This is a genomic window from Sporosarcina sp. P3, from assembly GCF_002743415.1.
Classification (GTDB): domain Bacteria; phylum Bacillota; class Bacilli; order Bacillales_A; family Planococcaceae; genus Sporosarcina; species Sporosarcina ureae_A.
In genome coordinates this window covers 292,369-307,953 of record NZ_PDZE01000004.1, presented here as the reverse complement: position 1 = coordinate 307,953, position 15,585 = coordinate 292,369, and the positions used below count along the sequence as shown (strand labels likewise).

Here is a 15,585-nt window from a genome sequence, read left to right as displayed (position 1 = left end):
TGCGTCTTGAGACCCTGGACAGGTGCCTTAATTTCTGCAAAGTACACAGAAATACGGCAAAGCGAACCCTACGTTGTTCGCTTGGCTCAAGCCACGCCCCTCGGAAAGCGTGCCTTTCGGAGTGCAGGGAAACGGGTTGAGATAGTTATGTCCTAGCCTCTTCTGTCTATCCATGCTACTTCCTGTAACAACCCGTCATTCCACGTATCGAATTCGCCTCATTCCTTCGACAATTCGTGGCCCAGTATTGTGTTAGCCACCAAAAAGTGCTATCTTATCAGTATAATAGCCTAAGCTTAGCCTGGGCTTTTCTTGCTTGATTTATGCATTATATATGTTTTCTGAAAAGGGGAATTCGATGAGTACTATACATGAGTCCGCGAATAACAGGCCGGAAGAGTTGCAGCGTTTATTGGATAAAGAATTATTACAACTGGAGAAAATTACGATTGAAGATTTCGAAGTGGATCCTATTGAGAAGCCTGTCACGCAAGAAGATTTGAAGCAGTTCCAGCAGTTTACATCGACAAGTTTCCGCTCTTTAGAAGAGTTGCTTGAAAGCAATCAAGCCGTCTTGCCTGTTGATGAGGCAATTACACGTTTGCAAGATGAAGCATTGCAAGACCGTGTACAAATGGCAAAACGTGCGGTGCAGATCTTTACTTTATTTGAAGATGTGCGTCAGACAGTTGATCCTGAATCTGTTGATTTACTTGCACAGTTAGATGCAGCGATAGATCAAGCCCATCTTTTGCTTGAAGAAATCGGTATACAAGAGTTAACGGTGTACGATGAGTATTTCGATGAAAGTTATATGGAAGCAGTTGGAACTATACCTGCTGAAGAAGCGCAAGGAATCGAGCGTTTTAAAGTAGCAGCTGTATTCCGTAGGGCCTTTGCAATAGAAGGTCAAGTCATTCAAGATGCATTAGTGAAAACGGTTTCGTAAAAGGGGGAACGTTTATGACGAGCATTACAAATGATCAATGGGTGAGTCACGACGTACGCCCGTTTAGTAGGTGGAGGTGATTCGATGAGTTCATTTACTAACGTTCCTATGCTGATACAGCAAATGCAACAAGAAATACGGCAGAAGCGTTATACACTGGCGCTGGGTACGATACGCGAATTGGAAAAAATGAATGTGAGCCGCAAGCAAATTCTATGGCATAAAGCATTGCTTGAAAGTAAGGTCGGGAATTTGCATGTGGCATTAGCCTACTTGAAGGAATTAGATAGCGACGAGTTATATGCCATCAAGTTACAGCAAACGATTGTGGACAATTGGGACACGTATACGCAGATCATCGCTAAATATAATGATGCCGTTTCGGAAATTCAGCTAGGATTCGGTGAAAAAGCACTACATACTATAAATCACGCGATGGAACTTGCAGGAAAACTGCCTATTCCCATTGAATTCTATCGAATGAAAACGGTGTTGTTGGCGCGTTATGAAAGTGACCCTTTATCTCGCTACATAGCGGAGTTACCTATGTATGCGCTCGATGATCCGACAATCAAGCGTGTCGTGGCAGCAGAACCTCCACGTCCAGACATCGCACGGCCGGTTCCGAAACCTAAGCGCAAACGTAAGCTGAAAAAAGAAGCGGCGGTATTTCTTGCTAGTACAGCGACTGTCTTATTAGTGTTCGTCGTCTGGTTAGTTGCTAATCTCATGGCGTCACCTGAAATCGCTACGGAGTCGCCAACTACCGCACCGGCGAAAAAGCCAGCTATAACGGAGACGGAGCCTAAGAAGGACAAGCCGGTTGAAGAAGTAGTCGCACAACCTAGAGAAGAAACTGAGCTTGAATTCGTTTCCAATGAAGCAGCGAAAACGTATTACAACGAAGGCTATAAGCAATTTATAAAAGAAGACTTCCCAGCAGCTGTGGTGTACTTGGAATATGCTGTGCGTACAGAAGAAAGTGATTACTTCACAGACGATGCCTCGTACTTCCTAGCGTCAAGTTATTTGCGTGAGCGGAAGTATGAAGATGTGGTGAACATCGCGAAAGCATTTCGTAAAGAAAAAGATGTGAATTACAAGGAGTCGCCTTATCGAGAGGGAATCCGCCTTCAAGAAAGTCGTGCGTTGTGGCAGCTCGGCGAGGATGCGAAAGCTGTTTCGATTCTGGATGAATTGATGAACAAGCCAGACGAAGATTGGGTGACGTACGAAGCAAGGGCGATGAAGAAGTTGGTAGTAGATGGTGAGAATGGTAGTGAAGAAGAGGCTAGTTGATTTTCATAGGGGTTGTGGTGTCGTGCTATTTGGCATCCACACCGCGCTAAATAAAAAATAGGAGCAATTCGTGAGGCCGAGCCGACTTCACGAATTGCTCCTTTGTTTATTCTAGAGATTTAATCAATTCAATATTATGTTTTTCCCACTTGGACATCTTGCCATCGAAGGATGGGTCCGGATCATACCAAGACTGTGAGCCAAAGTAGTTTTGCAATTCTTTTGACTTGAATACGTAGCCGTGCCGTGCATAGATTTCATTGCGCGCTAAACGTAGGTCATCTTTTGACAGTCCTTTTAAGTCAGATTTGTCGAGGAACACGTCACCGCTGTATGAGATGATGAAATGGTCATTTGAATCATCAGCTGGTATTTCTTTAATCACTTCTTTGACAATAACCGTTTCGACGGGTTCTTCTTTCGGGACGTCATTTTGTACAACTGGTACATCATTGTCGGTTTCCACGTTGGTTGCGGTGGCTAATTCTTTGATGGAGTCAAAGGCGAGATGAATCGTTTGTTTCGCTCCAAATACATTCGCTTGAATTTCCTCACGCACGCTTTCATCATCTATAGTTGTTGTCATTTTAATGGGATAGATCCCAGCCATGTACGGGCCGAATTCTGCTTGTTCTTCACTCTTTTTAATATAGCCCATTTCTGTATCGTGAATGGATAGCACCGTTTCGTCCCCGATCGATTTCACTTTGAGGATATAGCCCGCTGGATTAATCGTATAGCGAGGAAAGAAGCCGAACCGCTTACCAACCGCACGTATGGAGAACATGCCTTCGTCGGTCTGTTCTTGTAAATGGCTTTCCACTACTTGTACCAAGGAAGGGTTTTTCTCAATCAATGTAAGTAAGGCTTGTATGCTTTCTCCATCGATTGAAATACGACTATCTTTCGGTACGATCAATTCATGCAACTCATCTCGATCTTGCTCGATCAGCGCTGAAATGAATTGCTCTGTTATTGCTTTCCGACCATATTTATTTTCAATAGTGTAATAGCTTATAGTCGCGACAAGCACGATGGCGATCAATAAAATGGGATACAGTGGTGTCTTCAAAAACGTTCGTTTTTTATTGGAATAACGTGAGGCAAGAAACGCTTTACAGTGTGTACAGTATTCTTGCTGATTTGTATTCATTTCATTACATATTGGACATTTTTTCATACGTATTCTCCTACTTCATGCTATGGCTCTATCTTTTGAAAGCAAGAATAGATACCAATGTAGTCAAGATTATACTATGACTGACGGGATTATTCTAGATGTAAGGGTGGTTACTTCATTGAGAAGGGAGCTGTAGAGTATTCATTACATGGAGATATTCATAATACGCCACGTAAAGATCGTCCTATCTAACGTATTAAATGTATGAAGATGGTAAATGTCGAGTTATACTAGTTTAAAAGAATCCCGTATGACTAAAGTGTGGCAGGGAAGAAAAGAGGAGCGAATGAAGAGACAGCATCACATACTTATAATTGTATGTTTTGGATTGCTAGCGGTCTTTGGATACAAAGGGGTAGTCAGTGCAGAAGTAGTTTCAAATGAGCTATTGGTAGAGTACGAAGAAAACCGTCAGGCATTTTCTCTAGATGGAAGCTTACCGGGTGTAGAAAGCCGGGAACCTATCACAGACGAAGTAGAGTTATGGAGTTTTACAGATTCAGAAGAGATACTAGTCATGAAGGAACAACTACTCGAAGATCCGAATGTTTTACATGTTGAACCGAATTATGAACGCTACTCGCATATCGTATTTAATGATCCTATTCTTGTGAAGCAATGGTGGATTCCACAAGTGAAGCCACAGTGGATGTGGTCTAGAGTGCAAGAGCAAAAGAAAACGGTTGTTGTGGCGGTCATTGATTCGGGCATTGACTTACAACATGAAGATTTGCAGGGGCGAATTCAGCCAGGGGGTTATAACTTTTACGCAAACAACTCGAATGTTCAAGACGTCAATGGCCACGGAACGGCTGTCGCAGGTGTAGTCGCTGCTAAAGCTGGAAATAATCTAGGCATAGTAGGTATTGCGGGAACATTTGACGCCAAAATATTACCGTTGAAAATCTCACATCTGAACGGACTCAGTAAAGTGTCAGATAGTATTCAGGCGATTGATTATGCCATCAAGAAACAAGTCGATGTAATCAATATGAGTTACGGAAGTAGCACGTCTTCTCAATTGGAAGAAAAAGCAATTCAGCGTGCGGTCGAAGCGGGGATCACAGTCGTATCGTCTGCAGGGAATGATGCGACAAAAGGAAATTCGATCATGTATCCTGCATCGTACCCTTCCGTCATTTCAGTTGGTGCAACAGATAGAGATCATCAGCGCGCTTCCTTTTCAAACTATAATTCTCACGTTAACTTAGTCGCTCCAGGCGCGGCAATCTATACGACTACACTTTCGAATGGTTATAAGTCAGTCAGTGGAACATCTTTTTCCGGACCTATCGTGGCAGGTGCAGCAGCTTTGGTGAAATCATTGAAGCCTGAAGCAACGCCCGTTGAAGTCAGACAGTTAGTAGAAATGACCGCGACAGACTTAGGCGCACCAGGTAAAGATATTTATTTTGGCGCAGGAGTAGTAAATTTAGAGAAACTGAGCCTTGCATTGCCGGCTGTTTCTACAACCATTCCGCCAAATGAGTTCAAGGGCGATTTTCCAGAACTGAATGCACAACCGAGTAAAGTATTCAAGGTCAAATTTACTAGCGATTTGCAACTTGGAAAAGACTATGCTCGACATATTTATATTACGCGTTCGCCAAATAGCACAGAACGTATTGAAAGCTTTACAGCGAAAGTGAATTTTGAAGATCGTACGCAATTATTCATTACCCCCACTACAGACTGGCAACCGGGAGTTCATTATTTACGTGTAGATCAAGGGTTGCAGAATAAAAAAGGCGTGGCAATGAAAAAATCATTTGCCGTGAAGTTTACGGTATCGCCTCGCTAATTCCATATAATCGAAAAGAGCTATTGCGATGAGTCATAGAGACTTCCGCAATAGCTCTTTCTGTATATTAGTTCGTTATTTTAGAAAACATTTCACCTGTGCTGACGTCTAGGATCATATCGTCTACTTCAGGTTTCGTCTTGATCAATTCCATTTCATGTAGCCAGTCCCGCACTTCTTCCCAAGATGTTTCATCAAGCGTACCAAATGCTTCACCGTCTGTATCCATTTTTGGCAATAATACATTCAGACTTTCGGTTTCAATTGCTTTGTCTAACGGGAAGTTCGCTTGATCTTGGTTGTTTAGCAAGAGGTCAAGAGCTTCTTCGGGCTGTTCTTTCATAAATTCATACCCTTTTTGCGCTGCCCGCCAGAAAGCCTGGATTGCGTCTTGTTCTTTGTCCCATGTATCATCACTCGTCAACAATACGATTTCACTATAATTCGGCACGCCATAGTCTACTGGATTAAAGTAGCGTGTTTTGAAGCCTTTCGAGCTCATGACAGGCACTTCGTGGTTAATAAACGTTCCGGTCACGGCATCCACGCGTTTTGAAACGAGTGAAGATTCCAATTCAAATCCAACGTCGATCATATTCACTTTGTCATAATCGCCGCCATCATTCGTAACCATCGTTTTAATCAGAGACTCGTTTAGTGGAATCCCTGGATAGCCAATTGTTTTGCCTTCAAGATCTTTAGGTGATTGAATCGAACTTTCCTCTAGCATGACGGTGTAATTTAGTGGCTCTCGTACAATGGAAGCGATGGCTTTAATTGGAATGCCCTCGTTTGCTTGCGCTAAAATGACATCCGGTTGGTAATACAGTCCAAGAGTCACTTTTCTTGCTGCGGTCAAGTTCATTGGGTCAGTCGGATTGGCAGGAAATTGTATGTCCACTTCCACGTTCTCTTCATTGAAATAGCCTTTTTCCTGGGCTACATAAATATAGCTATGTACTGCATTCGGATACCAGTCGAGCATGATGCTAACTTTTTTCATTTCATTGTTCGGTGTCTCTTCGTCGGCTACGGGAGTCTTATCAGTATTGCACCCAGCTAGCAGTACAAGAAGAAAAGTGATGCTTAGAAACAGACGTTTTTTCATTGATGATTCCTCCATTGTAAAAAGTGTTTTTCCAATACAACGATGAGTAGAAAGAAGATAATGCCAACCGCAGAAAGCAAGACGATCGGTGCGAATACAGCAGCACTGTCAAATTGCGTCATCATTCTTCTGCTAAAATATCCAAGTCCTGCCTGAGCCCCTAGCCATTCCCCAATGGCCGCACCGATCACGCTCAATGTGACCGCTACTTTGAGTCCAGAGAAGAAAGATGGCAAAGCGGAAGGGAGATCTAATTTATAGAAAATGTCTTTTGCGGATGCACCCATTGTTCGCATTAATTCCCGTAAGTTTTTATCTGATGAGCGTAAGCCGTCGAAAACACTAACGGTAATCGGGAAAAATGTGATGAGTACGGTGACTGCGACTTTACTCCAAATGCTGTAGCCGAACCATAAAACGAAAATCGGTGCGAGCGCAATGATGGGGATCGTTTGCGACGCGATTAGGATAGGGTAAAACGCCTGCTCGATAGGTTTCTTACTATACATCGCAATCGCCAGTGTGGATCCGATTAGGATTGAAATCGATAATCCAATGAAAATGGTTAAAGCTGTCGGAGGTAAGTGGTGGATAAATAGCTCCGTTTTCAGCTCCCATAATCGAATTAAAATCGCTGAAGGAGATGGGAAGAGAAAGCTTTTGTCGTAAAGACGAGCGCTAATTTCCCATACACCGAGTAAGATGGCAACGAAAAGTATAGACCAACTGTATGAAGTGATCTTCTTCATAGTCGCGCCCCCGAACGAAGCTCACTAATAAGTTGCTCTTTCAGTTTCAACAGTTCTGGCTGTGCCAAGTCCCGCATAGTGCGTGGTCGGCTAAGAGGCACGATGACTTCGCGAATCGTCTGTACCGGTTTGTCGGCGAGTACAAAAATGCGATCGGACAGAAATAAAGCTTCGTCGATATCATGCGTGATGAACACGATCGTTTTATCGAGCTTTTGCCATTGATCGATCAACCATTCTTGCATGGTTAGCCGTGTGATCGCATCGAGCGCGCTAAATGGCTCGTCCAGTAGTAAAATATTGGAGCCGGTCAAGATCGTTCGTAAAAATGAAACCCGTTGTCGCATCCCGCCTGATAAATTCCCAGGATAAGCGTTTTCTTCGCCTGCGAGTCCGAAGTCAGTGAGGAGTTGAATGATCTGATTGGCAGACGGTTTACCGCCTTGAAGTTCTAACGGTAGTCGGACGTTTTCAAGAATCGTTCGCCAAGGCATCAGCAAGTCTTGCTGCGGCATATAGCCGACTTTGCCTAATCGCTTCGTCGTCACTTCTCCGTTCAATGAAATCTCCCCATTGTCGGGATTCTCAAGACCGGTGACCAGTCGGAATAACGTGCTTTTTCCGTACCCGCTCGGTCCAATGATGCTGACGAATTCGCCTTCATTTACATGCCAGTCGACTTGATCAAAAATCGCAGTTGGTTTCGAAGCATTGGTTGCTTGATAATGAAAAGATACATTTGTGAACTCTAAAACTTTAGTAGTCATATGGTTACCACTTCTCATTTCTTCAAAAAGTATATACAAAAAAACCCCTTCTCTGTTCGAAGCGGTTGCATAGTTCGGCCTAAATCCGTCATATGTCCACTTCCCTCCGCTAGCATTATCTAGAGCAGGTTCAAGGGTTAAGGCGAACGCCTCTCTCAGCAAAAGCACCCCTAGTGTTGTTCCTTCTCTTATCGTTACATAGACTAGTAAAGTAGTCAATGTCAATTTAGTAAATATTCTAAGAGGCTGGGACATAACTATCTCACCCCGTTTCCCTGCACTCCGAGAGGCACGCTTTCCGAGGGGCGTGGCTTGAGCCAAGCGAACAACGTAGGGTTCGCTTTGCCGTATTTCTGTGTACTTTGCAGAAATTAAGGCACCTGTCCAGGGTCTCAGGACGCACGCTGATCCCTCAGGAGTCGGCCTTTCTCCGTTCGGGTACACTCTGTTACTCTAAAAAATATTTTCTGTTCAGTCCCAACCTTATTACGAATCAGCAATCCTGTTGCATTTAATGGATAACCTGTGTAATATAATGACTAACAGACCGAAATGGTATTTCGGTCACTTTTTGAAGGAAGTGTCATAATGGATCGCAGAGAAGAAATTATGTTGGCGGCTGAAAAATCATTTTCGATGTTCGGATATAAAGCAACTACGATGGATCAAGTAGCGAAGATTGCGAACGTGGGTAAGGGCACAATCTATACATTTTTCTCGAATAAAGAAGAGTTATTTCATTCGATTGTTTGGAAAATGGTTGAAGAAATGAAAGACCTCTCTGAGCGCACAGCTAAGGAAGGTGCGTCTTTTCAAGAGAATGCCCATGCGCGCATTATGCAACTGCTGAAATTTCGCGAAACACATCAGTTATTCATTAAATTGATTGAAGAGGAAAAAGAATTGCGTACACCTGCCGTGGGAGATGTGTTAACTACTATAGAGAAGGAAATAGTGAAATTCATTGCTGGGAAAATTGAGCGAGGCGTCGCAAAAGGTGAACTAAAGCCGTGTAACAGCGAGCTGATTGCGTATCTTTTATTCAAATCTTATGTAGCGCTAGTTAATGATTGGTCAAAAACGCATGATGAACAATTGACAGAAGAGCAAATCACGGACGTTTTGAACGATACGATCTTCTCCAGTTTGTTAGTGTGATGTGCGGATGATGGAATATAGAGTGAGGGTTTATGTGAAATGAATAAAATTTGGTTTATAGTCAGACGGGATCTTCGGAATATTTTCAAAAATAAAGCAGCAATCATTGTCATTGCGGCCATTGCGTTTCTTCCTTCCCTTTATGCTTGGATGAACATCCTCGCTTCGTGGGACCCATATTCCAATACGAAAGGCGTAGAAGTCGCGATCGTCAGTGAAGATGTAGGGGCGAAGATCGAAGACAAAGAATTCAATGTCGGAGATGAAGTGATTGTCTCGCTGACCACTAACGATGATCTCGGCTGGCAGTTCGTAACGAAAGATGAAGCGTTGACAGGCGTGAAGCACGGAGATTATTATGCTGCAATCATCATTCCGAAAGACTTCTCGGAGAATTTAAGCAGTGTCGTCACCGACGATATGAAGAAGCCAACATTGGATTATTATATCAATGAAAAAATCAATGCAATTTCCCCGAAAGTAGCGGGTAAAGGCGCTTCTGCGATAGTAGAAAATATCGATAAAACATTCGTCGAACAAGCGAATGAAGCGGTCATCAAAGTATTCAATAATCTAGGTGTAGAACTGGAAGACAATCGTGGGAATATCGAAAAGCTACGTGATTTAATTTATCAATTAGAATATGACATTCCAGATATTTATTCGAAACTACAGATGATCGATAAAGGTTTGGATTTTGCAGATACTTCTATTGATCGCGTAGATGTCGTGCTAGATGACGTCAATGTAGTGCATGCCAATGCAAAAAAGCTAAACGCACGGTTGATTAGTAAGTTACAGGAAAATGAAAAGACCGTAGATCACACATTGCGTGTCATTACGTCTAACTTGGAGAGTGCACAAACAGCATTCCGTAAAGTACCTGATTTGACAAGTGAGCTGTCAGGTAAAGGGGAAGACGTTGATCGTATTGTCGGTTCGCTACGTGATAAACAAGGCAAATTAGAAGATACGAATGCACGACTAGATGATATTTACGATTATTTGAAAAAACAGGATCAGAATCTAAAAGACTCAACAAATATTAAAGACTTGCAAAGTTCCTTACATGATAGTGCTACAGATTTGAATCGTTTGAAAAAGAATTTGGAAACGATCATTTCCGACTTGCAGAGCGGTAAGAATCCAGCAACTGATTTGATAACGCAAACACAAGCGTTGTCCGATAAACTCGCTGAAGATATGGAGAAAATCAAAGGCAATTACGAAAATATATTATCTCCGCAAACTGAAAAGCTTATGAAGCAGTTGAATGAACTTTCTACGAATATCACCAGCTTATTGGATCGCGGGACAGAAGTGAATAGCGGTGCGCAGGAAGTCGTTCAAGGTTTGATCGATAAGCGTGAATCTATTGATTTCAGTCAATATCAAGAACAACTCGACAGTATGTCCACCGCGATGGAAAGTCAGATTGGAAAACTGGATTCGGTCATTTCTGTTTTAGAAGCCGCAAGTAAAGTGACAGGCAGTGACAAAATAATCGGTTTGCAACAGAGGTTCGTCGCGTTACGCGATCAGTTATCCACGACTAAACAAGCGATTGATAAAGTGCAAGCCGCTATTAGTAAAGGAGAGAAGCCGAGCCTTGAGTTGTTGAATCAACTTTCAGGACAGCTACAGGCAAGTCAGCAAAAGATTGTCGATGCACGAAATCAATTTGATGCCAATAGCCAAAAAGCCATTGCAGATGCGATTCAACAATTACAAACTTTTGATGAAGGATTGCGCGACCGGTTCAATGAACTTCAAGCATCGAAGACGGAAATTGATGAAAAGCTTGCAGGGTTGCTAGAGACAGCAGAAGATCCTAACATTACGATTGGTGCTCTTCAAACGATGGTTGACCGAATTGATAATGGACTATCGGCAATCGGTTCCATTGATAGTGGATTAGCAGATCTTGAGAAGTTCATAAATTCCGATAAGCTGTCTGAGGAAATTGAACGAATCAAAACGGTTCAAGACAGCCTATCATCTGCCAATTCATCCGTTGACGGCCTAGTTGATCGGATCAATGAATCGAAAGCAAACGGTAAAAAACATTTAGCTGAAGTCAATCGTGTATCCGGAGAATTGGATCGTTCGGTTGGAGAAGCGATCGATTTCGTCAATAGTGATTTGACGAGAAAGTATAAATCTGCAATGCGCGATGCAACCAATGCGTTGTATGACGTGTCCGACGTACTAGATGAAGTAAATGGACGGATCCCACGTCTTCGTACTGCGCTTGAAAAAGCTGAAGACGGGGTAGCGCTTGGGAAAAAAGATTTAGTGAAAGCACAGCAGCTCTTCCCGGAAGCTCGTGATGCTATTGAAACGATGGCAGAGAAAATCCGCAAGTTGGAAGACGAAGGAGACTTGGATAAATTATTGGATGTTCTCTCGACAGATCCAATAGGCGTCAGCAAGTTTCTCGCTGAACCGGTTGTCCTAAATGAACATGCGTTATATCCAATTCCCAACTACGGTTCAGCCATGAGCCCATTTTATACAACACTTTCATTGTGGGTCGGCGCACTACTCATGGTATCCACGCTGAAAGTCGACATCCGAGAAAAGTCACGATTCAAGAGTTACCAAACATATCTTGGACGGTTGATTATCTTTGCTGGAATAGGCACGGTCCAATCATTGATCGTCACGCTCGGCGAATTATTCATCATGAATGTCTACGTCGTCAACAAGCTATCGTTTGTATTATTCGGTGTGCTGATCAGTGTCGTATTCGTTACCATCGTCTACACACTCGTTTCCGTACTTGGTAACACGGGTAAAGTGATCGCCATCGTTTTGATGGTCATGCAGCTCGGTGCATCAGGGGGGACATTCCCTATTCAAATGGCACCCGATTTCTTCCAACAGATTTCCGCATTTATGCCATTCACACATGCGATCACCTTATTGCGTGAATCGATCGGCGGAATTATCTGGGCTGTGGCACTAAAACAAATCCTCTATTTGTCCATTTACTTCGCGTTATCGCTTGTAGTGGGACTCGGATTGAAGAAATTTTTTAATAAATCGAGTGATAAGTTTATTGAGAAGGCGAAGGAAAGTAATATTGTGATGTGATGGAAATAGACTGTACAGAAAGTGATTTTACTAACTTTTTGTACAGTCCTTTTATGTGTAATTAGATTTAGAGCTCTCAATTATATGATTTTTTGAGGCTACTACATTAAAATAACTTCATTTGCTCCGAATTGCTATTCTCACTCGTCCCATTAATATACCCTAAATCCCTGAAGCCTTTGGAGCGCTTCTTAGACATATTTATTAGGGCAGGGACCTTTTGGTCAATATAATCATAGACGCGTACTTCTTGTTTTTCAGAGTGGTTGCGGTGTAACCGTCCTACGTATTGAGTTAATAAACCCTTCCAAGAGACCGGCATAGTTAGAAACAGCGCATCCAATCGTGGGAAATCAAAACCTTCACCTATATTTTTTCCTGTTGCTATAATTAAAAGTTCTTCTTCGCCTGGTAGTTCTCGCATGAAATGTAATGCCTCCTCTTGTTCTCTTTTAGAGAGTTCCCCGGAAAGAGCGATAATATTTTTTGCGAATCCCTTAAACAAACTATGAAGTATATGAATATGACTTATTCGTTCGGTCAGAATTAATGGCGTCATACCTTCCTCTAATGCTAAAAGCACGTCTTCGAAAATAAGTCCATTTCGTTTAGTATCCTCAGCCATTTCATTGTACATTTGTTGGATGTTTTCAGATGTAGTCTTATAAGAGGTTTTTCTTTCAAAGATAAGATGATGAAAAGGACGAATAAGAGCCTGTTCTTTGGCATCTGTTTTATATAAAATCGGCCCGCATTGCATTGTAATTATTGGGTGAAGTCCATCTTTGCGGGCTGGCGTAGCTGTAAGTCCGTATACATATTTCGCTCGAACCATCTTCATTAATTGTTCAGAAGTATAAGCTGAAAGGTGATGGCATTCATCTATAATAATTTGACCGTATTGGGTGATAATAGAATCAATTCCGTTAGAGGTCAATGTTTGTATGGTGGCTACATCGATTTTCCCTGTAGCCATTCGTTTTCCACCGCCAAATTGGCCTATATCTTGAGGGGGTGAGTCCAGAAAAAGTGAAAGCTGATCAATCCATTGATTCAGTAACTGTTTACGGTTCACTATGATAAGGGTATTCACTTTTTGCTCAGCGATAAGAGCAGCTGCTGTTACGGTTTTTCCGAATCCAGTTGCTGCTGCTAAGACTCCGCCATCATGTGCTTGTAACTGTCGAAGTGCGTCTACTTGCTGTGAAGATAAGGTGCCGGTGAATTTTGTATCTATAGGGCTTCCATAAAAACGTTCATCTATCCAATCTAATTCAATTCCCTTAGATGACATTAGGTCTTGGATAGCCTGCTCACATCCTCTTGGAAGAATTAAATGAGAAGAAGTTTTATCAAAACCTTGAATCACCGAAGGGATAGTATACGTAGACAGTCTCCTTGCTTTTGCTTTAAAATACTCAGTGTTTCCAAATGAAGCTAAACTTTCGAGTTCTGATGTAAGTGAGTCAGTAAGTTCTTCCAACTTGAAATAAATGCCGTTCTTCTTAATAGCTTGTAGAGTAGTGGGATAACTAGCGGCATTAGTAGCAGGAATTTGCACATTAAGTGACTGAAGGGATTTGTAAACCATGTTCTTATCTATTTTATTTAAACAAGATAAATAAAGCCATTGATCTTCAAATGGTTGAAAGGCTTCATTAACAAAAACGCTATTGCCAAGATCTCGGGCATAGCGTTGTAGTGGTAGGGCGATTAGGTTTCCTAGACTTCTAGTATTTGCAAGAGAGTCCTGACTTGGAAATAAACGATCAAAAGAATCTAATTCAGCAGACGCCTTCTTATCCGCATGTTCAATCAGTGCTTTGCCGAGTGTGCGGGCTAATGAGGAAGGTAAGGCTTCTGAAAAGAACAGCCAGACATGCGCCCCATTGCCAGAACGAGATCTTTCAATACTACAAGGAAGCTGAATGTTTTTACAAATATTTACGAATGCGAGCACATCATTTTGCCAATTCTTTTTATCAAAATCTACAACTAGAAACCAACAAGTGTTATCTACTAACAAAGGATATAGACCTACAATGTGCTTGCCACTCAAATGATCATAAATTGTTTGATCTGTAAGAGAGATATAGGATTTATTCCGTCGGACTGGAGAATATCCGTTCTTACCATTCTCTAACTTCCATCTAGTTGCATAGACATCCGCTCTACCCCGAAAAATACTTTGAAATAATTGAACTTTCTGTTGTGCCGTTGAATTATTGGTAACTAAACTAGTATGTTCTTTGATTTGAAAATCTGGCAAATAATTTTGTACTATCATTTTTAAATACTTATTCTCAGTCTGAAGTTTTTCTAGCTCTAGATTCATTTCTTGTTCAGATCTCTTCATAACCATACACCTCTTATAATTCAATTCAGTGATTCGCTATACTTAGTGTACTAATAAAGATAGAGCTAATACAATATTTTTCTCAATATTCAAACTCACAAAAATGTGTTTAATTTACAAAAAATATTTAAAACTTACTATTCACATCAATTCCCAAACCGATTTGATCATATCATCGGCCTTCACAAAAAGTGAACTCTCTAAAACAAATGTGTGTAAGGTACCATCTTTTAACTCGACAGTAATTCCGTTCGGCACAATACCCAACACATAGGAAGAGTCAATATTATGAATGTCGGCAATATCGAACTCCAAAATATCTCTTTGGAAATGCATGTTTTGTGGCTGGAAGATAAAACGTTGTTTTGTGATCAATAAAATTCCGCTAATGTAATCTATACTTTTGCGCAAGTCCGCGGGCATTTCATATTGGACTGTTTCGTTTTCTCGATAATTCGTCATGCAGATCTCTCCTCTACGGATTTCCCTATGACTCTACTTTCATTTTACCTCTATAGATATGTATAGACAAGACATCTTGATTTGCTGAAGAGATTCTATGGAAGGGGAGTGGTCATTGTGGTTTGGTTTGCGCTCTGTCGTTTGGGTGATCCGCTCTATGTATTGTGTTATCTGCTCTATGTAGCTGGGGGTTCGCTCAATCCATGGCCGCGAGCGCTCAATGTGTTGGCTGAAGTGCTCAATCGTCCGTGCTATTCGCTCAAACGAAGTCCGCGAGCGCTCTATGTTTTGGCGTAAGCAATCAATCGTCCGTGCTATTCGCTCAAACGAAGTCCGCGAGCGCTCAATGTTTTGGCGTAAGTGCTCAATCGTCCGCGCCATCCGCTCAAACGAGGTCCGCGAGCGCTCAATGTGTTGGCGTAAGCGCTCAATCGTCCGCGCCATCCGCTCAAACGAGGTCCGCGAGCGCTCAATGTGTTGGCGTAAGCGCTCAATCGTCCACGCTATTCGCTCAAACCAAGTCCGCGAGTGCTCAATGTGTTGGCGTAAGTGCTCAATCGTCCGCGCTATTCGCTCAAACCAAGCCCGTGAGCGCTCAATGTGTCGACCAAAGCGCTCAATCGCCCGCGCTATCCGCTCAATCAAGGTCCACAATCGCTC

Annotated in this window: 12 protein-coding genes and 1 riboswitch; of the genes, 5 read left to right on the top strand and 7 right to left on the bottom strand. The window is 42.2% G+C overall.

Annotated features, from left to right (window positions below; all coding sequences use genetic code 11):
• Window positions 1-358: 358 nt before the first annotated feature.
• Window positions 359-949, top strand: coding sequence for a nucleotide exchange factor GrpE (gene grpE / locus CSV61_RS07520; RefSeq protein ID WP_158233800.1), 591 nt, complete (start codon window positions 359-361; stop codon window positions 947-949).
• Between the two features lie 84 nt (window positions 950-1,033).
• Window positions 1,034-2,248, top strand: coding sequence for a tetratricopeptide repeat protein (locus CSV61_RS07515; RefSeq protein ID WP_099638702.1), 1,215 nt, complete (start codon window positions 1,034-1,036; stop codon window positions 2,246-2,248).
• A gap of 106 nt (window positions 2,249-2,354) precedes the next feature.
• Here CSV61_RS07515 and CSV61_RS07510 read toward each other — a convergent pair whose 3' ends face one another.
• The gene (locus CSV61_RS07510; RefSeq protein ID WP_099638701.1) at window positions 2,355-3,428 is read right to left on the bottom strand and encodes a YARHG domain-containing protein; all 1,074 of its coding nucleotides are present in this window, start codon (window positions 3,426-3,428) and stop codon (window positions 2,355-2,357) included.
• A gap of 286 nt (window positions 3,429-3,714) precedes the next feature.
• On the opposite strand from CSV61_RS07510, the gene CSV61_RS07505 reads away from it, so the two are divergent.
• Window positions 3,715-5,229: a S8 family peptidase gene (locus CSV61_RS07505; RefSeq protein ID WP_158233799.1), complete on the top strand. Its 1,515-nt coding sequence runs from the start codon at window positions 3,715-3,717 to the stop codon at window positions 5,227-5,229.
• 67 nt (window positions 5,230-5,296) lie between these two features.
• Here the strand turns inward: CSV61_RS07505 and CSV61_RS07500 are convergent, their stop codons facing one another.
• The 3 genes from CSV61_RS07500 to CSV61_RS07490 are packed head-to-tail and all read right to left on the bottom strand — an operon-like array spanning window position 5,297 to window position 7,853.
• Window positions 5,297-6,337, bottom strand: coding sequence for an ABC transporter substrate-binding protein (locus tag CSV61_RS07500; RefSeq protein ID WP_099638699.1), 1,041 nt, complete (start codon window positions 6,335-6,337; stop codon window positions 5,297-5,299).
• Window positions 6,334-7,086: an ABC transporter permease gene (locus CSV61_RS07495; RefSeq protein ID WP_099638698.1), complete on the bottom strand. Its 753-nt coding sequence runs from the start codon at window positions 7,084-7,086 to the stop codon at window positions 6,334-6,336. The genes CSV61_RS07500 and CSV61_RS07495 overlap by 4 nt, the downstream gene beginning before the upstream one ends.
• The gene (locus tag CSV61_RS07490) at window positions 7,083-7,853 is read right to left on the bottom strand and encodes an ABC transporter ATP-binding protein (RefSeq protein ID WP_099638720.1); all 771 of its coding nucleotides are present in this window, start codon (window positions 7,851-7,853) and stop codon (window positions 7,083-7,085) included. Before CSV61_RS07490 ends, CSV61_RS07495 begins: the two co-directional genes overlap by 4 nt.
• 84 nt (window positions 7,854-7,937) lie before the next feature.
• Window positions 7,938-8,035: riboswitch (TPP riboswitch) on the bottom strand.
• Window positions 8,036-8,441: 406 nt separating this feature from the next.
• On the opposite strand from CSV61_RS07490, the gene CSV61_RS07485 reads away from it, so the two are divergent.
• The gene (locus CSV61_RS07485) at window positions 8,442-9,011 is read left to right on the top strand and encodes a TetR/AcrR family transcriptional regulator (RefSeq protein WP_083035058.1); all 570 of its coding nucleotides are present in this window, start codon (window positions 8,442-8,444) and stop codon (window positions 9,009-9,011) included.
• A gap of 39 nt (window positions 9,012-9,050) precedes the next feature.
• A complete protein-coding gene (locus tag CSV61_RS07480) occupies window positions 9,051-12,107 on the top strand; it encodes a YhgE/Pip domain-containing protein (protein ID WP_099638697.1) in 3,057 nt (1,018 codons plus the stop codon).
• Window positions 12,108-12,213: 106 nt separating this feature from the next.
• On the opposite strand, the gene CSV61_RS07475 is transcribed toward CSV61_RS07480, so the two are convergent.
• The 3 genes from CSV61_RS07475 to CSV61_RS16580 all read right to left on the bottom strand — a co-directional run bounded on the left by CSV61_RS07475 (window position 12,214) and on the right by CSV61_RS16580 (window position 15,579).
• Window positions 12,214-14,463 carry a DEAD/DEAH box helicase gene (locus tag CSV61_RS07475; RefSeq protein WP_233193542.1) on the bottom strand — a complete coding sequence of 750 codons (2,250 nt, stop codon included), beginning with the start codon at window positions 14,461-14,463 and terminating at the stop codon, window positions 12,214-12,216.
• Window positions 14,464-14,604: 141 nt separating this feature from the next.
• Window positions 14,605-14,925 carry a hypothetical protein gene (locus CSV61_RS07470; RefSeq protein WP_099638696.1) on the bottom strand — a complete coding sequence of 107 codons (321 nt, stop codon included), beginning with the start codon at window positions 14,923-14,925 and terminating at the stop codon, window positions 14,605-14,607.
• A gap of 39 nt (window positions 14,926-14,964) precedes the next feature.
• Window positions 14,965-15,579 carry a methyl-accepting chemotaxis protein gene (locus CSV61_RS16580; protein WP_143561071.1) on the bottom strand — a complete coding sequence of 205 codons (615 nt, stop codon included), beginning with the start codon at window positions 15,577-15,579 and terminating at the stop codon, window positions 14,965-14,967.
• Window positions 15,580-15,585: the final 6 nt, after the last annotated feature.